At 64.2% G+C, this 20,800-nt stretch carries 19 protein-coding genes; 9 read left to right on the top strand and 10 right to left on the bottom strand.

All coding sequences use genetic code 11. The features are described from left to right. Window positions 1-42 precede the first annotated feature (42 nt). Window positions 43-1,869 carry an aminopeptidase P family protein gene (locus ACP2YP_RS30440; protein ID WP_426419915.1) on the bottom strand — a complete coding sequence of 609 codons (1,827 nt, stop codon included), beginning with the start codon at window positions 1,867-1,869 and terminating at the stop codon, window positions 43-45. 185 nt (window positions 1,870-2,054) lie between these two features. On the opposite strand from ACP2YP_RS30440, the gene ACP2YP_RS30435 reads away from it, so the two are divergent. Further along, window positions 2,055-2,234 (top strand): hypothetical protein, encoded by a 180-nt coding sequence (locus tag ACP2YP_RS30435; protein WP_426419914.1) that lies wholly within the window; start codon window positions 2,055-2,057, stop codon window positions 2,232-2,234. A 109-nt stretch (window positions 2,235-2,343) separates the two neighbouring features. On the opposite strand, the gene ACP2YP_RS30430 is transcribed toward ACP2YP_RS30435, so the two are convergent. Continuing rightward, window positions 2,344-3,231, bottom strand: coding sequence for a 50S ribosomal protein L11 methyltransferase (locus ACP2YP_RS30430; RefSeq protein ID WP_426419913.1), 888 nt, complete (start codon window positions 3,229-3,231; stop codon window positions 2,344-2,346). A 164-nt stretch (window positions 3,232-3,395) separates the two neighbouring features. Between ACP2YP_RS30430 and ACP2YP_RS30425 the strand changes: the two genes are divergently transcribed. Next, the gene (locus ACP2YP_RS30425; RefSeq protein WP_148754203.1) at window positions 3,396-3,551 is read left to right on the top strand and encodes a Flp family type IVb pilin; all 156 of its coding nucleotides are present in this window, start codon (window positions 3,396-3,398) and stop codon (window positions 3,549-3,551) included. Between the two features lie 291 nt (window positions 3,552-3,842). On the opposite strand, the gene ACP2YP_RS30420 is transcribed toward ACP2YP_RS30425, so the two are convergent. Beyond that, complete coding sequence (locus ACP2YP_RS30420) at window positions 3,843-5,453, bottom strand: phytoene desaturase family protein (protein ID WP_426419912.1); 1,611 nt, start codon at window positions 5,451-5,453, stop codon at window positions 3,843-3,845. 177 nt (window positions 5,454-5,630) lie between these two features. Between ACP2YP_RS30420 and ACP2YP_RS30415 the strand changes: the two genes are divergently transcribed. After that, window positions 5,631-7,913 (top strand): fused MFS/spermidine synthase, encoded by a 2,283-nt coding sequence (locus tag ACP2YP_RS30415; RefSeq protein ID WP_426419911.1) that lies wholly within the window; start codon window positions 5,631-5,633, stop codon window positions 7,911-7,913. 61 nt (window positions 7,914-7,974) lie between these two features. Here the strand turns inward: ACP2YP_RS30415 and ACP2YP_RS30410 are convergent, their stop codons facing one another. Next, the gene (locus tag ACP2YP_RS30410) at window positions 7,975-8,832 is read right to left on the bottom strand and encodes an alpha/beta fold hydrolase (protein ID WP_426419910.1); all 858 of its coding nucleotides are present in this window, start codon (window positions 8,830-8,832) and stop codon (window positions 7,975-7,977) included. A gap of 320 nt (window positions 8,833-9,152) precedes the next feature. On the opposite strand from ACP2YP_RS30410, the gene ACP2YP_RS30405 reads away from it, so the two are divergent. The 3 genes from ACP2YP_RS30405 to ACP2YP_RS30395 are packed head-to-tail and all read left to right on the top strand — an operon-like array spanning window position 9,153 to window position 12,517. Next, window positions 9,153-10,115, top strand: a complete 963-nt coding sequence (locus tag ACP2YP_RS30405) for an acyl-CoA desaturase (RefSeq protein WP_426419909.1) — start codon at window positions 9,153-9,155, stop codon at window positions 10,113-10,115. Between the two features lie 34 nt (window positions 10,116-10,149). Further along, window positions 10,150-11,532, top strand: coding sequence for an MBOAT family O-acyltransferase (locus ACP2YP_RS30400; protein WP_426419908.1), 1,383 nt, complete (start codon window positions 10,150-10,152; stop codon window positions 11,530-11,532). After that, the gene (locus tag ACP2YP_RS30395) at window positions 11,507-12,517 is read left to right on the top strand and encodes a hypothetical protein (protein ID WP_426419907.1); all 1,011 of its coding nucleotides are present in this window, start codon (window positions 11,507-11,509) and stop codon (window positions 12,515-12,517) included. Before ACP2YP_RS30400 ends, ACP2YP_RS30395 begins: the two co-directional genes overlap by 26 nt. A 6-nt stretch (window positions 12,518-12,523) precedes the next feature. Here ACP2YP_RS30395 and ACP2YP_RS30390 read toward each other — a convergent pair whose 3' ends face one another. From ACP2YP_RS30390 to ACP2YP_RS30380, 3 genes are all read right to left on the bottom strand, one after another. Then, window positions 12,524-14,224 carry a fatty acyl-AMP ligase gene (locus ACP2YP_RS30390; protein WP_426419906.1) on the bottom strand — a complete coding sequence of 567 codons (1,701 nt, stop codon included), beginning with the start codon at window positions 14,222-14,224 and terminating at the stop codon, window positions 12,524-12,526. A 26-nt stretch (window positions 14,225-14,250) separates the two neighbouring features. Then, a complete protein-coding gene (locus ACP2YP_RS30385) occupies window positions 14,251-14,505 on the bottom strand; it encodes an acyl carrier protein (RefSeq protein WP_426419905.1) in 255 nt (84 codons plus the stop codon). Window positions 14,506-14,899: 394 nt separating this feature from the next. Then, window positions 14,900-15,691 carry a L,D-transpeptidase gene (locus ACP2YP_RS30380; protein WP_426419904.1) on the bottom strand — a complete coding sequence of 264 codons (792 nt, stop codon included), beginning with the start codon at window positions 15,689-15,691 and terminating at the stop codon, window positions 14,900-14,902. 302 nt (window positions 15,692-15,993) lie between these two features. Here ACP2YP_RS30380 and ACP2YP_RS30375 point away from each other — a divergent pair, with 302 nt between their 5' ends. Further along, on the top strand, window positions 15,994-16,317 hold the full coding sequence (locus ACP2YP_RS30375) for a hypothetical protein (protein WP_426419903.1): 324 nt from the start codon (window positions 15,994-15,996) through the stop codon (window positions 16,315-16,317). A 53-nt stretch (window positions 16,318-16,370) separates the two neighbouring features. Here ACP2YP_RS30375 and ACP2YP_RS30370 read toward each other — a convergent pair whose 3' ends face one another. Both ACP2YP_RS30370 and ACP2YP_RS30365 read right to left on the bottom strand, forming a co-directional pair. Further along, a complete protein-coding gene (locus tag ACP2YP_RS30370) occupies window positions 16,371-17,132 on the bottom strand; it encodes an ABC transporter permease (protein ID WP_426419902.1) in 762 nt (253 codons plus the stop codon). Next, entirely contained in the window at window positions 17,129-18,052 is a 924-nt protein-coding gene (locus ACP2YP_RS30365) for an ABC transporter ATP-binding protein (protein WP_426419901.1), read from the bottom strand. Before ACP2YP_RS30365 ends, ACP2YP_RS30370 begins: the two co-directional genes overlap by 4 nt. A 280-nt stretch (window positions 18,053-18,332) precedes the next feature. Here ACP2YP_RS30365 and ACP2YP_RS30360 point away from each other — a divergent pair, with 280 nt between their 5' ends. Beyond that, entirely contained in the window at window positions 18,333-19,049 is a 717-nt protein-coding gene (locus tag ACP2YP_RS30360; RefSeq protein ID WP_426419900.1) for a hypothetical protein, read from the top strand. A gap of 107 nt (window positions 19,050-19,156) precedes the next feature. On the opposite strand, the gene ACP2YP_RS30355 is transcribed toward ACP2YP_RS30360, so the two are convergent. Next, a complete protein-coding gene (locus ACP2YP_RS30355) occupies window positions 19,157-20,008 on the bottom strand; it encodes an alpha/beta fold hydrolase (protein ID WP_426419899.1) in 852 nt (283 codons plus the stop codon). Window positions 20,009-20,135: 127 nt separating this feature from the next. Here ACP2YP_RS30355 and ACP2YP_RS30350 point away from each other — a divergent pair, with 127 nt between their 5' ends. Beyond that, window positions 20,136-20,753, top strand: coding sequence for a CGNR zinc finger domain-containing protein (locus ACP2YP_RS30350; RefSeq protein ID WP_426419898.1), 618 nt, complete (start codon window positions 20,136-20,138; stop codon window positions 20,751-20,753). Window positions 20,754-20,800: the final 47 nt, after the last annotated feature.

Raw genomic sequence — 20,800 nt, 5'->3', positions numbered from 1 at the left:
AAAGCGGCCAAGCCTTGCGCAAACCGCGTAGCGCCATGCGCGCTACGTCAGCTCCGCCGTGGCCTGATCGAGCCACGCCTTCGTCACCTCATCCAGCGCCGGCCGCACTTCGGTGCGGACGCGCGCGTGGTAGGCATTGAGCCAGCCGAGCTCTTCCTTGCTCAGCATCGCTGTGTCGATCAGCCGGCGGTCGATCGGCGCCAGCGTCAGCGTCTCGAACGCATTCATCGATTTCTCGGCACCCTTGATGTCGGCGGCGACCACGAGTTCGAGATTCTCGATGCGGATGCCGAAGCCATCAGTCTTGTAATAGCCAGGCTCGTTGGAAAGGATCATGCCGCGCTTGAGCGGCGTGGTGCCCAGTTTCGATATCCGCGCCGGGCCTTCGTGCACACTGAGGTAGCTGCCGACGCCGTGGCCGGTGCCGTGCTCGAAATCGACGCCGGCGGCCCAGAGATATTGCCGCGCCAGCGTGTCGAGTTGCGCGCCGGTGGTGCCGTCGGGAAACATCGCGCGCGCGATCGCGATATGGCCGCGCAGCACGCGGGTGAAGCGGTCGCGCATCTCCTCGGTGGGCTCGCCCACCGCCATGGTGCGAGTGACGTCGGTGGTGCCGTCTTCATATTGCGCGCCGGAATCGATCAGCAGCAGGTCGCCGGGCGCGATCCGCCGGTTGCTCTTGCGGGTGACGCGGTAGTGCACGATGGCGCCGTTCGGGCCAGTGCCGGAGATGGTCGGGAACGACACGTCCTTCAGCGCGCCGGTGTCGCGGCGGAACGTCTCCAGCGCCTCGACTGCGTCGATCTCGGTGAGCTTGCCGCTTGGCGCCTCGCGATCGATGAAGGCGAGGAAGCGCGCCAGTGCGATTGCGTCACGGCGGTGTGCCGTCTGCGTGCCCTTGATCTCGGTCGCGTTCTTCACCGCCTTCAGCAGCGCGATCGGATCGTTGCCGCGCACCGGCTTGCCGCCGCCGCCCGCGATCAGCCGGCTCAGCGCGTCGGCCGCGGTGGCGTTGTCGAGCGCGATCGCAGCGCCGCTCTTGGCCAGCGCCATCAGCGTCGGCGCCAGCGCTTCGGGCTCGCGCACGTCGGCGGATTGCTCGAGATGATCACGCGAGAGGTTGGAGAGCTTGCGGTGGTCGATGAACACGGTCGGCCGGCCGACCTTGGGCACCAGCGCGTAGGATAGCGGCAGCGGCGTATGCGCGACGTCGGCGCCGCGGATGTTGAAGGTCCAGGCGACCGCGTGGCTGTCCGACAGCACCAGCGCGTCGGCCCCTAATTTCTCGATCTCGCTCTTGATCTGCGCCACCTTCTCGGCCTCGGCGACACCGGCATATTGCAGGCCGTGGATCGCGACCGGCGCGACTGGCGGCTGCGGCCGGTCCTGCCAGACCGCGTCGATCGGATTGCTGTCGACCGCGACCAGTTCGGCACCGGCCTTGACGCAGGCCGCGGAGAGGCGCTCGGCTGCCGCAAAAGTGTGCAGCCACGGATCAAATCCTAGGCGATCGCCGGGCTTGAGATGCGCCGAGACCCAGCTCTCCGGCGGCGGATCGATCAGAGACTCAACGGCCCACGCTTTGGCGTCGACCTGCTTGGCCGCCTGGATCGTGTAACGGCCGTCGACGAAGAGTGCGGCCTCCTGGGTCAGCACCACGGCGAGCCCGGCCGAGCCGGTAAAGCCGGTCAGCCAGGCGAGCCGCTCTTCGGAGGGCGCTACATACTCATTCTGCTGCTGATCGGCGCGCGGAATGACGAAGCCGGTCAGCTTGCGGCGGGCGAGTTCTTCACGGAGTGCGGCGAGCCGCGCCGTCAATGCGACGCCGGCCTCGGGCTCCTCGAATGTCTGGAAGTGCGCTTCGAACATGGCTCAGTTTAGGATCATGGAGATCAGTCCGCAATGTAGACGCATTTGGGGTCGCATCTGGCATGGACTGTGCTTGAAAAAGTTCCATTCGAATTGAGTGGAGTCAAGGATGCAGCAGTTGCGCTTCGTCCGAATAACAAGGAAATTCGAGCAAGTGGTTCATCTCAACGGCGAGGGGACACACGATGCCAGCGTTCACGTTTGAGAAGATTTCGCCGCCGGCGCGCCGCGCACCCGCCGCACCGACACCGAAGAAGCCGCGCGGCCTCATCAGCCAAATGATGGATCGCGTCGCTGAGCGCCGCGCGAGACGGGCGTTGCAGGACGAGGGCCCGATGCGTCGGGACGACAAGCCGGCAGAGTAGCGTCGACGATGTCGTAGGGTGGGCAAAGGCGCAACGCGCCGTGCCCACCATCTTCACAGCGTACGATTTTTATGGTGGGCACGCTGCGCTTTGCCCACCCTACGGCAACTCATCCGATCTTCCGCAGCAACAGGCTGCTCCACCCCTCGATCCGCAGGTGCCGCAACGGCACAAGGCCGCGCGCGCGGTAGGCGGCGATCACGGCGGGGGCCTGGTGGGTCAACAGGCCGGAGAGGATGACGCGGGCGCCGGGCGCGAGATACCGGACCATCGGACCCGCCAATTGGCGTAACGGATTGGCCAGGATGTTGGCCAGCACCAGGTCGAACGGGCCGCTTTTGGCAAAGTCCGGCGCAGCGAAGCCGGTGGCCCGGATCACCCGCACATCATGACCGGCTTCGTTCAGGACCGCGTTCTCGGCCGCGACCCGCACGGAAGGCGGGTCGATGTCGGAGGCGAGCACCGCGCGATGCAGCGCCTTGGCCGCCGCGATCCCCAGCACGCCGGTTCCGGTGCCGAGGTCGAGCACGCGCTTCGGCCGCGCGTGTTTCAGGACATGGTCAAGCAGAAGTAAACAACCACGCGTGGTGCCGTGGTGTCCGGTTCCGAAGGCGAGCGCCGCCTCGATCTCGATGGCGAGCTTGTTTGGCGCCACGCGATCGCGGTCGTGGCTGCCATGGACGACGAAGCGTCCGGCCGGCACCGGGACGAGGTCTGCCAGACTCGCCTTGACCCAGTCCTTGGCTTCGATTGTGTCGAAGGCAAGCGTGGCGGCGATGTCATTTCCTGCTGAAGTTGCAACAAGTTCGTGCAGCAATTCCTGATCCGGCGCTTCGGCAAAATGCAACGTAACGTCCCATTCTCCGTCCGGTCGCTCGAAGGCGGCGACGGCCGCATCGCCGTCGAAAAAGACCTCGGTGAGCACGTCGACAACACGCCTGGCGGCAGCCTCGTTGCCTATCGAAAAGCTGGCGCGATGGGTCGGCAAAGGCTGCATTCTAGGGTTCCGTCAGGTTCAATTTTTGGAACTTTTGTTCCAAAATTTCCGTATAACTTGCAGTTCCCGGGTTTACTTGCCCGTAGGTTGTCCCCCGTAGATTTCCGGATGTTGGAACCAACCAACACACCCTGGAATGGAAATGGAGACGAATCTTGAAGCGCATGGTTTCGAAGTTCTGGTCCGATGAGTCCGGCGCGACCGCGATCGAATACGGTCTGATCGCGGCCGGTATCGCGCTGGCGATCATCACCGTCGTGAACAGCCTGGGCACCACGATGAACGACAAGTTCGGTTCGATTAGCAGCTCCTTGAAGTAATTTCTGCCTCCCATTTCCCAGCGGGGGCCACTTTCCTCATAGACGGCTTTTTCGACGAGCGCCCGCTGGGGAATTGCCCCTCTGGCGGGCCAAGTCGTTTTGGGGAACAGGCGAAGCCCGGTTATTGCTGGCCGCGCCCACAGGCTGTCCACTCATGATCCGGGGCGATCCACCGGTTCATACCCGACTTATCCAGCCCTTGCTCCACAGCCTGATCCCGGGTTGTTACCTAACCGCCGCGCCAGGCATCCACGGCTTCACCACAGGCCTGTCCACAGCCCATCCACTGACCTATCCACGGCCTGCGAACAGGCCGCGGTGATCTCTGAGGATCGCCTGGGCGGCGTTGTGGCCGGGGGCGCCGGTGACGCCGCCGCCGGGATGGGCGCCGGAGCCGCAATGATAGAGGCCCCTCACGGGCCCGCGGTAGTCGGCATGGCCCAGCATCGGCCGCGCCGAGAACAGCTGGTTCAATGTCAGTGCGCCGTGGAAGATGTCGCCGCCGAGCAGCCCGAACTGCCGTTCGAGATCGAGCGGAGAGAGGATCTGGCGCCCGAGCACGCTCGCCGCAAAGCCTGGCGCGTAGCTGTCCACCGTCGCGATCATGAGATCGGCGACCTCGTCGCGATGGTCGTCCCACGACTTGCCGTCGGGCAGTTCAGGCGCGACGTGCTGGCAGAACAGGCTCGCGACGTGTTTTCCTTGGGGCGCCAGCGTGTCGTCGAGCGTCGAGGGGATCAGCATCTCGACGATCGGCTGACGGCTCCAGCCCTGCGCCCGCGCATCGAGATACGCGCGGTCCATGTAGCCAAGGCTCGGCGCCAGGATGATGCCGGAGGTGAGATGATCGCCATCGCCCGGCAGCGCCGCGAAGGAGGGCAGGCGATCCAGCGCCACGTTCATGCGGAAGGTGCCGGAGCCGTTCTTCCAGTGGCGGATGCGGGCGAGGAAATCCGCGGGCAGGGCGTCGGCCGCGACCAGCCGCGTATAGAGCAGCTTTGGGTTGACGTTCGCCGCGACATATTTCGCGTGGATCGCCGTGCCGTTCTCCAGCACCACGCCGACGGCGCGGTCGCGCTCGACGATCACCTCGCGCACGCCGGCATCAGTGTCGATCGTGACGCCGCGCCCGCGCGCGGCACGCGCCATCGCCTGCGTGATCGCGCCCATGCCGCCGATGGCGTGGCCCCAGACGCCCTTCTTGCCGTTCACCTCGCCGAAGGCGTGATGCAGCATCACATAGGCCGAGCCGGCGGCGTAAGGGCTCGCATAATTGCCGACGATCGCATCGAAGCCGAACAGCGCCTTGACCAGATCATGCTCGAACCGCTCGTCCAGCATCTCGCCGGCGGGGCGGGTGAAGAGATCGAGCAGGCTGCGGCTTCTCTCCAGCGTCAGGCCGCGCAGGATGTTGGCCGTCGTCAACGCGTTCGCGGCCTCGCGGATGGCGCCAATGCCAAAACTGCCGAGCAGGTTCGGCGGCGCGCGCAGCACGAACTGCCGCAGCACATCGGCGATGTCCTCGAGCTCGCGCGAAAACCCGTCGAGCGCATCGGCATCGCGCGCGCTGAGCCGCGCGACGGATGCCCTGGTCCGGCCTTCGCCGGTGAGGAGATAGTTGCCGTCGGGCGCGGGCAGAAAATTTTGCACGCGCCGCTCGACCACGCGCAAGCCCTGCTCGGCGAGGCCCAGATCGCGGATGACCTGCGGGTTGAGCAGGCTCACGGTGTAGGCCGCGACCGAGTTGCGGAAGCCCGGATGAAACTCCTCCGTGACCGCAGCCCCGCCGACCACCTTGCGGCGCTCGACCACATGCACGCGCAAGCCCGCCCTCGCGAGATAGGCCGCGCAGGTGAGGCCGTTATGGCCAGCGCCGATGATGACGACGTCGATTTCGCTCATGGATGATTTCAGAATGTTCCAAGGTCGTTCCGGATGGCCCGAAGGACCGGGCCCCGAATGACATTTCTATATCAGGCATTTCTCGCGGCCACATTACGAGACCATTTATTGCCCGTTCAGGCGCGGTGTGCTCCATTGCGCGCGCCCGGCGTCCGCTGGGGGTAAGCCGGAGCTTCCATGGATTCGATCGTGCAACCCGCCGCCACGGAGCAGCCATCCTCGTCACGCAACCGGCTGCTGCTGACGGTCTACACCGCTGCGATCTTTGTCAGCGCGCTCCTGCTGTTCTCGGTGCAGCCGTTGTTCACGAAAATGGTGCTGCCGCGGCTCGGCGGCTCGCCGGCGGTGTGGTCGGTGGCGATGGTGTTCTTCCAGTCGCTGCTGCTGGCGGGCTACGCCTACGCGCATCTGCTCATGCAGATCAGGAACCGCGTGGTTCCAATCGTGGTGCATCTGGTGCTGCTGATCGCAGCCTTCGTCACGCTGCCGCTCGGCATTGCCACCGCCTACGGCGAGCCACCCAGCACCGGTTACGCATTCTGGCTGCTCGGCCTGTTCGTGATGTCGATCGGCCTGCCGTTCTTCGCGCTCGCCGCCAACAATCCGCTGCTGCAGGCCTGGTTCGTCCGCACGGGCCATCCCGACGGCCACGATCCTTATTTCCTCTATGCCTCCTCCAACATCGGCAGCTTTCTCGCGCTGTTGTCCTATCCGTTCCTGCTGGAGCCGATGTTCACGCTGCACACGCAGAGCCGGCTCTGGACCGGCGGCTATGGCGTTTTGATCCTGCTGATCGCCGCCTGCGGCGTGCTGCTGCTGCGCTCGCCGACGCTCGCGGTGGCCGATGCGCGGACCGAGGAGGCAAACGCGCCCGCGCCGACGCCGGTGACGCGGCTACGCTGGATCTTCCTCGCCGCGGTGCCGTCCGGCCTGCTCATCGCAGTCACCGCGCATATCTCGACCGACGTCGCGGCGGCGCCGCTGCTATGGGTGCTGCCGCTGTCGCTGTACCTGCTGACCTGGGTTGTCGTGTTCCAGTCGCGGCCGCTGCTGCCGCACAAATGGATGCTGATGCTGCAGCCGGTCGCGATCGCCGGCGTCATCTTTTTGCTCGCCTTCGGCGGCGAGCAGAATTTGCTGCTCACGCTCGGTGGCCATCAATTGTGCTTCTTCGTCATCGCCATGGCCTGTCACGGCGAACTGGCGCGGACCCGGCCCGCAGCCAAATATCTCACCGGCTTCTATGTCGCGCTGTCGTTCGGCGGCATGGTCGGCGGCCTCTTTGCTGGCCTTGTGGCACCCTTCACTTTCTCTTGGATCGCCGAATATCCGATCCTGGTGGCGCTCGCCGCGCTGTGCCGGCCGTCGGCGAACGAGCGTCTTGCGGGCATCGTGAGATGGTACTGGCTGGCGCTTGCCGTGCTCGCGGCGGCGCTCGTTGCACCGTCTTACATGACGGGGGATATTTCGACCTGGTTCGAGGATCACCGCGTCTGGGTTGCCGGAGCCGTCGGCGTGCTCGCAGCGCTTCTGGCGCTGGCGCTCAACGCAGATCGCTGGAAGATATTTGCCACCGTCGCGCTAGCACTGGCCTTGACGCGGATCTATCCGGCCGACGAAGGCCGCGTCACCACCGTGCGCAGCTTCTTCGGCGTGCACAAGATCGTGGTGACCCCGGGCGGCTATTTCCACGTGCTGATGCACGGCACCACCATTCACGGCGCCGAGCGCTTCCTCAACAATGACGGCACGCCGGTCACCGGCCGGCCCGAGCCGATCACCTATTACCACAAGGACGGCGGCATCGGTCAGGCCATCAGCGCGATCCGCGAGCGCAAGGGCGCGCCGTTGAAGGTCGCGGCGATCGGCGTCGGATCGGGTACGCTGGCCTGCGCCGCCGAGCCCGGCGAGAGCTGGAAATTCTTCGAGATCGACCAGTCCATGGTCGATGCCGCGCGCGACCCGAAAAATTTCCGCTACATCTCGAGCTGCCAGCCGGACCTGAAGCCTGTGATCGGCGACGCACGCCTCACCTTCGCCAGGGAGCCCGACGGCGTCTACGACCTCATCATCGTCGATGCCTATTCGTCGGATGCGATCCCGATTCACCTCGCGACCGAAGAGGCGATGAAGATCTACAAGGACAAGCTCACCCCGCACGGCGTCGTGGTGATGCACGTCTCCAACCGGCATCTCGATCTCGAGCCCGTCGTGGTCGGCATTGCCGATGCCAACGATCTGAAGAGCTGGGTCTACGACGAGGATTCGGGCCGCGACGCCGACTACATCTTCTCGACCGACGTCGTCATCTCCGCGCGCGAAGCGGATGATGTCGGCAAGCTGGCGTCCTCCAAGCAATGGGAGGAGACCGACGCGGACGAGAAGGTGCGGGTCTGGACCGACGACTATTCCAACATTCTGGGCGCGCTGTATCGGCGTTTGCGGTACGGGGAGCAGTAACCCTTCGTGCCCCGGAGGCAGCGCGTCATTTCATGCCGCGCCGCGTCCGGAACGAGATGCCTCAATGCTCGGACACGTCGGCTGCAAGCTGGTCGATGGTGGGATGCGGCTTTGACAGGCGCGGCATGTTGAACGGGCTGTCGTCCTCGCCGAGGTCGTTGAGGAAGTGGTGCACTGCGTCCTCGATGAATCCCTTGACCTGATCCGAGCCGCGGTCGCTGAGATCGTTGTGCTGGAATTCGGTCCTCACCACCTGGATGCCGGCCTTGGCGCAGGTCACGTCGTCAGGGACCACGCCGGGATCGGCCTTGAACTGCGGATCCTTCGAGCGGAAGGACAGGATCTTGACCTTGCCGTCGGTGACGAAGGGCACGCGCAGATTGTCGAGCGTGACGACCTTCTTCACCAGATCCGGATGCAGTTTTGCGAAATACATCGAGATGTCGCCGCCGTTGGAATGTCCCACCAGGGTCAAATGGCGGTAATCCGCGTTCGGATAATCCTTCTTGAGCTGCTCGATCGTGAACAGGATGTTGGCGATGCCGCGGTTGTATTGCAAGCGGCGGCCGACATACTCCTCGTTGACCTTCGTCGCCATCGGATCGTCGGAAGACAGATCGTGCTGGATGCTGACGACCAGATAGCCGCGGGCCGCGAACGTGTTGGTGAGGAACGAATACTCGGTGTGCTTGACCGTGTTTCCGTGGCTGAGGATCACGACCGGAAGGTCGATCATTTCCGCCAGTGATTCCATCTCACGGTCGCGGCGGACGGAGACCTCCACGGTCACGTCGCGGTCGCCGCGCAGAATGTCGGCGAACGCCAGGGTGCTGTGGTGGATCGCCCATTTGCCGGCAACGAAATAGAAGAAGCCCATCAGCGCTGCGGCTGAGGCGAAAACGGCAATGCCTCGCTTCATGACAGTCTCCGCATCCGATGTTCAATCGCGCGGGCGGGAACCGATGGGCTGCCGGCCTCGACGCCGGGCACAGCGCAAACCTCCCGCCGGAGGCGCATGCCCGATGAATGGGCGGACCGTATTGCGGGCTTTTTACAACCGGATGACCAGGCCTGCCGACTCGGCCAACGGCCCGGATTCTCTCGCAAAAGTGAGGGGATTGGCCGTTTTCGGTCCTGTTGCGGCAGCCCGGGCAAGACCTGTTGAAACTTCAGGCGGTTAGCTTGGGTTGCGCTCGCCCGGCGGGTATGTACTCATAGCCAGCCTTGGAATCCCGACCCGTGCAACAGAAACGCGATCTCCGCATCATTCGCAGCCGGCATTTTCACAAGATGCAGCGGCGGCATTTCATCATTTTCGATGTACTGCCGTTCGTCGGCACGCTGGTAGCGTTAGGGCTCCTGTTCTACCGTCCGATCGGGGCGATCGACCTCAGCCTGTTCTTTGGATTCTGGCTGATCACCGGCCTAGGCCTGACTGTCGGCTATCACCGCCTGTTCACCCACCGCGCCTTTGCCACCTCGACCGCGATGAGCGCGATCCTGATCGTGATGGGCTCGATGGCCGGGCGCGGCCCGATGCTGTCCTGGGCGGCCATGCACCGCCGGCACCACGAATTGTCTGACCACGATGGCGATCTGCATTCGCCGCGCCTGCATGGCGACGGCATGCTGGGCCGCCTGCGCGGCTTCCTGCACGCGCATTTGACCTGGATGATCGCGCACGACTATCCCAACGTCGCTCACTACGTGCCGGATCTGATGGCCAACCGAACGCTGGTTGCGGTCAACAGCTACTATTACAGCTGGGTCGCGCTCGGCCTGCTGCTGCCGGCCGCAATCGGCGGCTTGGCTACGATGAGTCTTTGGGGCGCGCTGACGGGCCTGCTCTGGGGCGGCGTCGTGCGCATGTTCGTGGTCGAGCAGACCATGTCCGCCATCAACTCCATCATGCACACTTTTGGCGCGCAGCCTTTCGTCACGCGTGACGACAACAGCCGCAATCTCGGCGTGATGGCCTGGCTCGCCTGGGGCGAGGGCTGGCACAACAACCACCACGCCTTCCCCTATTCGGCGGCCTTCGGCCTGCGCTGGTTCGAGTTCGATCCCGGCTTCATCTTCATCCGCGCGCTGGAGGCGCTCGGGCTCGCCTGGGACGTCAAGGTGCCGAGCGAGGAGAAGATCGTGCGGCGGATGCTGCAGCCGCCGGGCGATGCGGCGCCCGATCTGGAAACGGGCTCGTGAACGGCGTCCGGCGATGACCGCGCAGCGCTGAACCATGCTGTTCAACGACTACCCCTTCCTCCTGGTGTTTCTACCGGCGGCACTGCTGGTCTACCGCCTGGTCGATCCCTATCCGCGCTTGCGCATCGCCGTTCAGGTCGCACTGTCGCTGGCCTTCTACGCCTGGGGCAGTCCGTCCTTCATCCTGCTCCTGATCGCCTCTGTTATCATCAACTGGCTCGCCTCGGTCGCCTATGGGCGGGTGAAGTGGAAGGCGGTGCTGACGCTTGTCATCGCGCTCGATATCGGCGTGCTGGCACTGTTCAAATACGCCAACTTCATCCTCGGCAATCTCGGACATGTGGTGGGTGCCACGTTGCCGACGCTCGACATCGGGCTGCCGCTCGGCATCTCCTTCTTCACCTTCCACCACATCATGTATCTGGTCGACCTGAAGCGCGGCAAGGCGCCGCTCTATGCGCTTGATCGCTATGCGCTCTACATCGCCTTCTTCCCGCAGGCGATCGCAGGCCCGCTGGCGCGCTGGTCGGAGGTGATGCATCAGTTCGGCAGGCAGGTCTATGTGCCGGGCTGGCAGCGTCAATTCTGCATCGCGACCTGCTTCATCGCGCTCGGCCTGTTCCAGAAGGTCGTGATCGCCGACAGCATCGCGCACCTGCTCGATCCGATCTACATGCAGGCGGCGGCTGGACCGCTTGCAAGCGGCGACGGCTGGCTCGCCTTCTGCTTCTCGTTCCAGATCCTGTTCGACTTCTCCGGCTATTCCGACATCGCGATCGGCCTTGGCCTGCTGTTCGGCGTGCAGCTGCCCTACAATTTCAATGCGCCGCTGCGCTCGACCAACATCCAGGATTTCTGGCAGCGCTGGCACATCACGCTGATGCTGTTCCTGCGTGATTACGTGTTCTACCCCCTCGTCAATCTACGCGTCCTGCCGCGGCGCTTTCTGCCGGTGCAGTTCTTCGGCGCGATGCTGATCACCATGGCGCTGTGTGGCTTGTGGCATGGCGCGAGCTGGACGTTCGTACTGTGGGGCGTGCTGCACGGTCTTGCGCAGGTGGTTTGTTCGTTGTGGCGGCGCTATGGCCCGCAATTCCCGTCATGGCTCGGCTGGGCTCTCACCGTGCTGTTCGTGCTGGCAACCGGCGTGATCTTTCGCGCTGGTTCGGTCGAAGCCGCCTGGCATGTCTTCGCCGGGCTCGCCCAGCCATTGCCGCTCGCGCGCGGCCAGCACCTCTGGCCGCTGATCGTGGCGCCATTGTTCGCCTTCCTGTTGCCGGCGAGCCAGGACATCGTTGCGTTCTTCACGCGCCGTCCGAACCCCTTCCTTGCGGGCGTGCTCGGTCTCAGTCTTTTCGCATTGCTGCTCTACATGGGTGGTCGGGATCTCCATGAATTCGTCTACTTCAAGTTCTGAGACCGATCCCGGCTGGGGGAGGGGCCTCACAGCCTGCATGGGCACGCTGATCGGCGCGGCCGTGCTGGTGTTGGCGCTGATGGTGGTCGTCGATCCCTATGATAGCGGCAAGCTCGGCCTGCTCGGCATCGATGGCGTCGACAATCGTCTCACGCAGATCACGGCTGCGAGCCGGGCGAGGGACGCGAATTTCAATGCCGCGATCCTCGGCAACTCGACGGCGCAGATGATCGAGCCGGCGGAATTGTCCCGTGCGACGAGCCTGCGCTTCGTGCAGCTCTACACCACCGGCTCGGCTCCGCGCGAGCAGCTCGCGGTGCTCGACTTCTTCCTGCGCAACCACAGCCAAGTCGGCGCGCTGGTGATCGCGGCCGATCCAGGCTGGTGTGTTCATGCGCGACCGAAGGAGGAGGGCGCTCCGTTCCCCTATTGGCTCTACGACAGAAGTGTCGTCACCTACGCGGTGCGGCTGATCTCCTGGCAGGCGATCGAGCAGGCCTTTCAGCGGCTCGGCATCGGGCTCGGCTGGCGGCAGCGGATGAATCCGGACGGCTTTGTCAGCTATGAAGACATCTGGCCACCCGGCCAATTCAAGGAGGTTGGGTGGCCTAGGGATCCTGCGCCAGCGCCATCCGCCGAGGCGCGGGCGACATTTCCTGAGATCGCTGCGCTGGTCGAGATCGTCAGGAAGCTGCCGGCCGACGTGCCCATCGTCATCATCGTGCCGCCGACTTTCGCGGCTACCGTGCCGAAGCCCGGCACGGATGTGGCGCTGGAGCGCGGCGCTTGCGATGCCGCGTTGAAAGCCGTCATCGCGGGGCGTCCGCGCAGCAATTTCATCAGCTATCGTGTCGACAACGAACTGACCCGCGACCGCGACAATTTTGCGGATTTCATCCACTATCGCCCGAAACTCGCGCGCCGGATCGAGCAAGGCATTATCGCGAGCCTGCGCGATGGCGAGAGCGCGAAGATCGATTTCTGAGCTAGCTCAGCCGACTTCCTCAAACCCACCGTCGAGCCAGAGCCTGCGCGCGAGCTTGCGCTGGATCTTGCCGCTGGTGGTTTTTGGCAGCGCGCCGGGACGGATCAGCGCGACATGGCGCGCGGAGAGCTCGTGGCTGTCAGCGATGGCCTCGCGGATCTGGCCCTTGATCTCGGCGGTATCGATCGTGCGGCGTGCGGTGCGTTCGACCTCCTGGACGATGACGAGACTCTCCTCGCCATGTTCGTCCGGCACCGAAAAGGCCGCACCGCAGTTCTCGCGCAAGGCGCTGTCCTGCGATTGCACCGTGCGCTCGATATCCTGCGGATAGTGATTGATGCCGCGTATGATGATGAGATCCTTGATCCGGCCGGTGACGAACAACTCGCCTGCGTGATCGAGGAAGCCGAGGTCGCCGGTGCGCAGCCACCGGCCAGCCTCGCCCGCGATCTCCGCATTGAGCTCTTCGCGCGTCGCGGCATCGTTGCGCCAATAGGCGCGGGCGACATTCGCACCGCTGATCCAGATTTCGCCGACGCGGTCTGCGGCAAGCCGCACACGGCGCTCGGGATCGATAATGGCGATCTGTTCGCCGGTCAGCGCGCGGCCGCAACCGACGACGAGTTGAGCGTCGCCGGGATCCGCCGGCGCCTCGGCCGCATGGGCCTGAAGCCCGGCGCGGCTGACGCTGCGCGTGACGTGGCCGCCGCCGCGCGTCCCGCCGGAGATCAGGAGCGTCGCTTCCGCCATGCCATAGGCGGGATACATCGCGCGCGGATCGAAGCCGTGCCGCGCAAATGTCTCGATGAAGCGCGCGACGGTATCGGCGCGCACCGGCTCGGCGCCGTTGAGCGCGATCCGGAGCGAGGACAGGTCCACGCCGTCCATCTGATCGGCGCGATAGCGGCTGACGCAGAGGTCGAAGCCGAAATTGGGGCCGCAGGCGACCTCCGCACGATAATGCGAGATCGCGCGCAGCCAGCCGAGTGGCCGTTGCATGAACGCGTTCGGCGCCATCAGCACGCAGGCCGCGCCGACATAGAGCGCCTGAAGCGCGTTCAGGATCAGCCCCATATCGTGATAGAGCGGCACCCAGTTGACATAAGTCGATTGCCTGGTGTTGCCGAGCGCGATCCGGATCATCTCGAGATTGGCGAGCAAATTGGCGTGGCTCACCATCACGCCCTTCGGCTCGGAGGTCGAACCGGAGGTGTATTGCAGGAACGCGATGTCGTCGGGCGCAGGCTCCTGCAAGTCGACCGTCACGCCGGCCGCTTTGGTGAGGTCGACTTCGATCCACCGGATATTCTCCTGCGCAAAGCGTTCCCGCAGATCACCGCGCATTGCGAATGCGGTGGTCGTCAGCGCGAGCGCCGGCGTGCAATTGGCGAGGATCGCGGCGCTGGAGTCGCGCGCGCTGTTTCGCCGGGGCATCATCATCGGCACGGCGATCACCCCGGCCATCAGGCAGCCGAAGAACGCCACCATGAACTCGACGCCCGGCGGAAACACCAGGATCGCGCGATCACCGGGCCGCGCGGCCGAGGTCAGACGTGCGGCGAGGGCGCGCGCAGTATCGTGCAATTGACGGAAGGTGAGGGCTGCTTCCTCCGTCCCGCGATCGGAGACGAAGACATAGGCGCGATCGTCGGCCTGCTCCGCCGCGCGCCGGGCCAGTAGCGCGACGAGCGAGTGGAGTTTGTCCATCTGGATTGTGCCGGCTTCAGCCGCCGTCAGGCGGCGGAGCGGATCGCGCGCTTGTCGGCGAGAAATCGCGACAGCGCCTCAACCGTAGGGTGATCGTAGAAGTTGTCCGTCGACAGTTCGAGGTCCAGTTTCTCCTCGAGTTCCATCATGAAATAGACGAGCATCGCCGAATCGAGGCCGAGACGGTTGAATTTTGTGCCGGTGTCGACGCGGTCTTTCGAGATTCTCAGGATATTGGCTAGCGCAGTAACGCAGAAATCCGAAATCTGCTCGCGTGTCATGTTATGTCCCAGAAACAACCGGAACGACAATACGGGCGACCTCAAGGTTGTCAATTTGGCCCAATCGCCGAAGCGTTGAAGGTTGGGGACTGTTGCTTTCCTGTCGCCCGATGCTCATTTCGTGCACAGGCAGGCAGGATTTCCTGCGGTCGACAGGGGCCGCGGCCGCCCTTATCCTCCCAAAATTGCAGTTTGACGCGCGTGGCAAGCTCCGCAACAACGACGGGGCGGGCTATGCAAATTTCCTTGGCATGGCCGGCCGCCATCAGACCTTCCACACGCCTGCAGGCGATCTCACGGCGACTGGGCCGGAGCTCCTTGATCCGGTCGCCCGCGCCTTCGTCGATGCTGTGCGGAAGATTGTCGAACGCGGCGACGCCGCGTTCGGACAGCCTCAGTTCTGATAGTAGCCGCGCGGCTGATAATACTGCCGGGGTTGTTGCTGCTGGTAGTAGTAGCCCTGCTGGCCATACGCCGGGTCGTAGCCGTAGGTCGGCTGCGGTTGCGGCAGCTGCTGGTAGACCTGCGCGCCATAGGGACGGGTGATCGGGCGCGGCGCCGGATAGCGTGCGCCGGTATCGCTGCCGTCAGCGGGATAGATGTAGTTGTCATCCTGCTGCATGTAGCGGCGAGTGGGCTGCTCCGGCGGCGTCAGATTCACGGGATCGCCTGAGGTGGCGTACTGCTCCTCGGCCGGCTGCTGGGCGCGGGCCACTGCTGTGGGGTTGCGGCCGCGCGGGTTGCGGGCCAGCGCGACCTGCGCCGAGCCGGTCAGCGTCACCGTGGTGTTGAGCACGCCCTGCTCCTGCACCAGCGCGTAGAGCGTCGAGGCATTCTGGCGCGACAGCCGCACGCAGCCATGCGAGGCGGGCGTGCCCAATCGTCCGACCGAATCGGTGCCATGGATGGCGTGCCCGATCTTGGTGAAGAAGATCGAGTGCGGCATCGGCGCGTCGTCGAATTCCTTGGAGTAGTGATCCTCTTCCATGCGGAAGGCACGGAAGGCGCCGCTCGGCGTCTCGCGCGAGGGGATGCCGGTCGATACCGGCCAGTGGTAGCGGGTGACGCCGTCGACCACGACGGTCATCTGCTGATTGTCCTTGTCGATGGTAATGTCGACCTTGGCCTGCGCGGTGCCCGCGCTCAAAAGCATCAGCGAAGTGAACGCAATGAAAAAGGAACGCATCTGAATTCTGGCCTCCGGCCTGTTCACGCTAGGCGCCGCGGCTCTCCGTCCCCGGCGTGCACCATGCCTGCAATCCGGCTTTCGTTCCAGCGGCCTGGCCACCCATCGTTAACGTCATGCCGGGCGTAAGCAAGGCCGCTTGGTGCCGCGCCGGCTCTCGCAATGCTGACATTTTCGCGAGCGGACATGCACTCACAACGCCGACAATTCGTCACAAAGGCGCAACCATTTGGCCGCTTCGGGCGTTGAATACGGCCTACCAATTGGCGGCTGTCGCCGCCGTCTACTCCCGGGGACTCAAGATGAACAAAGCTCGTATCGTCGCCGCGCAGTTGCCGGCGGGTCTACCCATTCGCCTGCTCTTCGCGGGCGCCGCCGTCCTTCTTGCCCTGACTTGCGTGCCGCAAGCCAGCCACGCCCAGGGCATCGTGCGTGGCGCCCAGGAAGGTTCTTATGAAGGCAACCGGATCGCCGGCCCTGTGGGCGGCGCGGTCGGAGGCGTCGTCGGTGCCGGTGTTGGGGGAGCCGTGGGCGCAGTCGACGGTATTTTGGGAATCCCCTATCACGGCCACCGCCACTGCCGCGGCTATTACGACGGGTACCACCATTTCCGCTGCTATCGGTGAACCGCAGTCGTCATTCCGGGGGCTCGCGACTTCGTCTCGCCCCGGAATGACAGCTAGTTCTTCAGCCGGTACCCCGTGCGGAAAATCCACCAGATCACGGCCAGGCAGACCACCAGGAACGCCATCGTCATGCCGATGCTGACCGAGACGCTGACGTCCGCGATCTCGTAGAAGCTCCAGCGGAAGCCGGAAATCAGGTAGACGACCGGATTGAGCAGCGCCACCGTGCGCCAGGTGGGCGGCAGCATGTCGATGGAATAGAAGCTGCCGCCGAGGAAGGTCAGCGGCGTCACCACCAGCATCGGAATCATCTGGAGCTTCTCGAACCCATCGGCCCAGATGCCGATGATGAAGCCGAACAGGCTGAACGTCACCGCCGTGAGCACCAGGAAGGCCAGCATCCAGACCGGATGATGGATATGCAGCGGCACGAACAGGCCGGCCGTGGCGAGAATGATCAGGCCGAGGATGATCGACTTGGTCGCGGCCGCGCCGACATAGCCGAGCACGATCTCGAAATATGAAATCGGCGCCGACAGGATCTCGTAGATCGTGCCGGTGAATTTCGGGAAGTAGATGCCGAACGAGGCGTTGGCGATGCTTTGCGTCAGCACCGAGAGCATGATCAGGCCCGGCACGATGAAGGTGCCGTAGCTGACGCCCTCGACCTGGCTGATGCGCGAACCGATCGCGGCGCCGAACACCACGAAATAGAGCGAGGTTGAAACCACCGGCGAGACGATGCTTTGCAGCAGCGTGCGCCAGGTGCGCGCCATTTCGAACAGATAAATGGCGCGGATGGCGCGGTGATTCATGACGTCCTCACGAGGTCGACGAAGATGTCCTCGAGCGACGATTGGGTCGTGTCGAGATCGTTGAAGCGGATGCCGGCAGTGCGGAGGTCGCTGAGCAGGCTGGTGATGCCGGTGCGCTCGCCCTTGGTGTCGTAGTCGTAAACCAGCGTCGCGCCGCCGTCGCAGAGGTCGAGCTCGTACTGGCTGAGGCTCTCCGGTAGCGAAGTGACCCTGCCCTGCAAATGCAGCGTCAGCCGCTTCTTGCCGAGCTTCGACATCAAGGTTGCCTTGTCCTCGACCAGCACGATCTCGCCCTTGTTGATGACGCCGATGCGATCGGCCATCTCCTCGGCTTCCTCGATGTAATGCGTGGTGAGGATGATGGTGACACCGGATTGCTGAAGCGTGCGGACCACTTCCCACATGCCCTTGCGCAGCTCGACGTCGACGCCGGCGGTCGGCTCGTCCAGGAACAGGATCTGCGGTTCGTGCGACAGCGCTTTCGCAATCATTACGCGGCGCTTCATGCCGCCGGAGAGCGTGATGATCTTGTTGTCCTTCTTGTCCCAGAGCGACAGATCCTTGAGAATCTTCTCGACCAGGGCCGGGTTCTTCGGCTTGCCGAACAGACCGCGGGAGAAGCTCACGGTCGCCCACACGCTCTCGAAGGCGTCGGTGTGCAATTCCTGTGGCACGAGGCCGATCAGCGAGCGCGCCTTGCGGTAGGAGGTCTGGATGTTCTCGCCGCCGACGAGGACCTTGCCCTCGCTGGGGTTGGCGATGCCGCAGATGATGGAGATCAGCGTGGTCTTGCCGGCGCCGTTGGGGCCGAGCAGTGCAAAGATCTCGCCGCGCGTGATGTCGAGATTGACGTTCTTGAGCGCCTTGAAGCCGGACCCATAGGTCTTCGACAGATTGGCGACGGAAATAATGGAGGACATGAGGGCCGGTCGGGGGTGGGGGGATGCGCCGGAACCCGCACCCTGGCGGGCGGAAGACCGGCGAGCCCCCGAAATAGGAATGGCCTTGCCCGGTCGCAATTGCCTGGAGAAAAATGGTCTCAAAACAGGCCCTTAAGTGGCAGGTTTCGGGCAAGTGTTGCGCGATGGTCACGGATTGCGGCTAAGATTGCGATTCACGCGGCTCTTTGTTGCGTCTGCGAGCAGGCCGTGGCTACGATTCCGGCCAATCGCGAAGCGTATGTCCCCAGGAAAAAAATCGATGAGACCGAACGGCCGTCACACCGCCGGCGCCAGCCAATTGTCCACTCTCCGCATGTGGGCGGTCTGCCTGCTGCTGCTGTCAGCTGTTGCCATGAACCCGACCACCGCCAAGGCGGCGCCGAGCCAGGCTGCCGCGACGACGCATGTCTATCTGCTCCGCGGGGTGCTCAACATCTTCTCGCTCGGGCTCGACACGATCGGCGCCCGCCTCGAGGCGCAGGGCATCCCGGTGACCGTCGCGAACTTCGTGTCCTGGTCCTCGCTCGCCGATGAGGCTGCGGCGAACTACAAGGCGGGCCGGCTCAAGACCATCGTGCTGGTCGGGCATTCCTCGGGCGCGACCGCGCTGCCCGACATGATCGCCAAGCTCAACCAGCTCGGCGTGCCCGTGAAGCTCGCGATCGGGCTCGACTCCGTGTTCAAGACCAAGCTGTCGACCGGCGCCGAGCGCTACATTAACATCTATATCGGCGACGGTCCGGGTGAGCCGGTGCGTGCCGCGAACGGACTGCGCGGCAAGCTAGACAATGTCGACGTGCGCGGCAGCGGCGTCGGCCACATCACCATCGACAAGAACGAGGCGATCCAGCGCCGCGTCATTGCCGAGATCGACGCCGCCATCGCCCGCTCGCGCGGTCCGGCTGGACCGGTCGCCGAACCCCGCGCGCCGCGGGCTGCGCACTCGGCGGCGGCTGTAGCACCGGCGAGGAACTGAAGACTTTCGCCTGTAACGGCTGACGTCATCATGCCGCCGTCGACTTGATTGTCGACGGCGGCATTGTCTTGTCCGCGCTGCCGTAACGCCGTATCGGCTCGGTCTCGCTATGCGAGGAAGGCCCGGACGGCATTCCCGATCTCCCCTGCATGCGTTTCCAGCGCGAAATGTCCGGTGTCGAGGAATTTCACCACGGCGTTCGGATTGTCGCGCTTGTACGCCTCTGCGCCGGGCGGGATGAAGAACGGATCGTTCTTGCCCCAGACCGCGAGGAGAGGTGGCTTGTGGTTGCGGAAATACTCCTGGAAGGCAGGATAAAGAGCCACGTTGCTCTTGTAGTCGCCGATCAGGTCGAGCTGCACCTCGTCGGAGCCCGGGCGCGCCAGGTAGTAGTTGTCGAGGTTCTGGCCGTCCGGTGACACCAGCGTCGTATCAGGAACGCCGTGCGTGTATTGCCAGCGCGTCGCCTCCGGCGTCTGCATGGCTCGCAACGCTTCGCGATTGGCCGGTGACGGATCTTCCCAATAGGCCCTCGCTGGAGCCCAGTCCTCGCTCAGCCCTTCCTCATAGGCGTTGCCGTTCTGCGAGATGATGGCGGTGATGCGTTCGGGGTGGCTCAGCGCGAGCCGGAAGCCGGTCGGTGCGCCGTAGTCGAAAACGTAGATCGCAAAACGATCGAAGCCGATCACCTCGGTGAAGCGCTCGATCACGCGCGCGATGTTGTCGAAGGTGTAGCGAAATGCTTCGCGCGAAGGCATGTCGGACTGACCGAAGCCGGGGAGGTCGGGCGCCACGATGTGAAACTTGTCCGCCAGCAGCGGGATCAAATCGCGGAACATATGGCCCGCACTCGGGAAGCCATGCAGCAGCAAAAGCTTCGGCGCGCCGGCGCGGCCGGCCTCACGGTAGAAGATCTTCAGGCCATCGACATCGGCAGTGCGGTAGGTGATTGGGGTCATGACGTCTCCATTTGATAGTAACCTGTTAAATGGCATTAATCAGGTTATGAAAGGGATGGTAACTTGTCAATGGCCATTTAAGTGGTTACTTAGACCGTGTTCCCCTCGGATCCGTTAGGGACCACCCATGGACAAACCGCCTGCCATGTTCATCGCCGACTCGCTCGGCCTCGATTTCCTCAACTCAGTCGCGACTCCGATCGATACGCCCGTCGATTGGCTCGACGACGGCGATGGGCTGATCGACTGGCTCGCCCAGGCGAAGCTGGTGCCGGCGGATGAGCTGCACGCGCTGAAGGCGCGCGCGACACCGGGCGAATTGGATGAGGTCGCGGATCAGGCGCGCGCGCTGCGCGAATGGTTCAGGGGCTTTGTGCGCAAGCATGCGGGCCGAAAGCTCACCGCGGCGGCGCTCAAGGAGCTTGGCCCGTTGAACAGCCTGTTGGAGCGCGACGAGGCCTTCAACCGGATTGAGCCCGGACATGACTACGGCGGTGTTCTGTCGCTACGCGTGAAGCGGCGCTGGCGATCGCCGGAAGCATTGCTGCTGCCGGTCGGCGAGGCGATGGCGAAATTCGTCTGTGAGGAGGATTTCGCCGACGTGAAGGCGTGCGAGGGACATAAGTGCACAATGTTGTTCGCCGATCACACCCGCAGGCGCGCGCGACGATGGTGCGCCATGGCGATCTGCGGCAACCGCGCCAAGCAGGCCGCGCATCGCAGCAGGCTCAAGAGCGGGCAATGACCAGGCCAGGGGGCGAGACTGGACCGAACAAAAAGGAGTCCAACACA

Origin of the sequence: Bradyrhizobium genosp. A (assembly GCF_049949275.1) — a bacterium.
GTDB lineage: Bacteria > Pseudomonadota > Alphaproteobacteria > Rhizobiales > Xanthobacteraceae > Bradyrhizobium.
This window is presented reverse-complemented; position numbering and strand designations above follow the sequence as displayed.

Coding starts and splice junctions, on each gene's coding strand:
- ACP2YP_RS30370 (WP_426419902.1), bottom strand. CDS start 17,132: ATGAATCACCGCGCCATCCGCGCCATTTATCTGTTCGAAATGGCGCGC.
- ACP2YP_RS30385 (WP_426419905.1), bottom strand. CDS start 14,505: ATGACACGCGAGCAGATTTCGGATTTCTGCGTTACTGCGCTAGCCAAT.
- ACP2YP_RS30395 (WP_426419907.1), top strand. CDS start 11,507: ATGAATTCGTCTACTTCAAGTTCTGAGACCGATCCCGGCTGGGGGAGG.
- ACP2YP_RS30355 (WP_426419899.1), bottom strand. CDS start 20,008: ATGACCCCAATCACCTACCGCACTGCCGATGTCGATGGCCTGAAGATC.
- ACP2YP_RS30375 (WP_426419903.1), top strand. CDS start 15,994: ATGAACAAAGCTCGTATCGTCGCCGCGCAGTTGCCGGCGGGTCTACCC.
- ACP2YP_RS30400 (WP_426419908.1), top strand. CDS start 10,150: ATGCTGTTCAACGACTACCCCTTCCTCCTGGTGTTTCTACCGGCGGCA.
- ACP2YP_RS30420 (WP_426419912.1), bottom strand. CDS start 5,453: ATGAGCGAAATCGACGTCGTCATCATCGGCGCTGGCCATAACGGCCTC.
- ACP2YP_RS30435 (WP_426419914.1), top strand. CDS start 2,055: ATGCCAGCGTTCACGTTTGAGAAGATTTCGCCGCCGGCGCGCCGCGCA.
- ACP2YP_RS30365 (WP_426419901.1), bottom strand. CDS start 18,052: ATGTCCTCCATTATTTCCGTCGCCAATCTGTCGAAGACCTATGGGTCC.
- ACP2YP_RS30430 (WP_426419913.1), bottom strand. CDS start 3,231: ATGCAGCCTTTGCCGACCCATCGCGCCAGCTTTTCGATAGGCAACGAG.
- ACP2YP_RS30360 (WP_426419900.1), top strand. CDS start 18,333: ATGAGACCGAACGGCCGTCACACCGCCGGCGCCAGCCAATTGTCCACT.
- ACP2YP_RS30415 (WP_426419911.1), top strand. CDS start 5,631: ATGGATTCGATCGTGCAACCCGCCGCCACGGAGCAGCCATCCTCGTCA.
- ACP2YP_RS30410 (WP_426419910.1), bottom strand. CDS start 8,832: ATGAAGCGAGGCATTGCCGTTTTCGCCTCAGCCGCAGCGCTGATGGGC.
- ACP2YP_RS30425 (WP_148754203.1), top strand. CDS start 3,396: ATGGTTTCGAAGTTCTGGTCCGATGAGTCCGGCGCGACCGCGATCGAA.
- ACP2YP_RS30380 (WP_426419904.1), bottom strand. CDS start 15,691: ATGCGTTCCTTTTTCATTGCGTTCACTTCGCTGATGCTTTTGAGCGCG.
- ACP2YP_RS30350 (WP_426419898.1), top strand. CDS start 20,136: ATGGACAAACCGCCTGCCATGTTCATCGCCGACTCGCTCGGCCTCGAT.
- ACP2YP_RS30390 (WP_426419906.1), bottom strand. CDS start 14,224: ATGGACAAACTCCACTCGCTCGTCGCGCTACTGGCCCGGCGCGCGGCG.
- ACP2YP_RS30440 (WP_426419915.1), bottom strand. CDS start 1,869: ATGTTCGAAGCGCACTTCCAGACATTCGAGGAGCCCGAGGCCGGCGTC.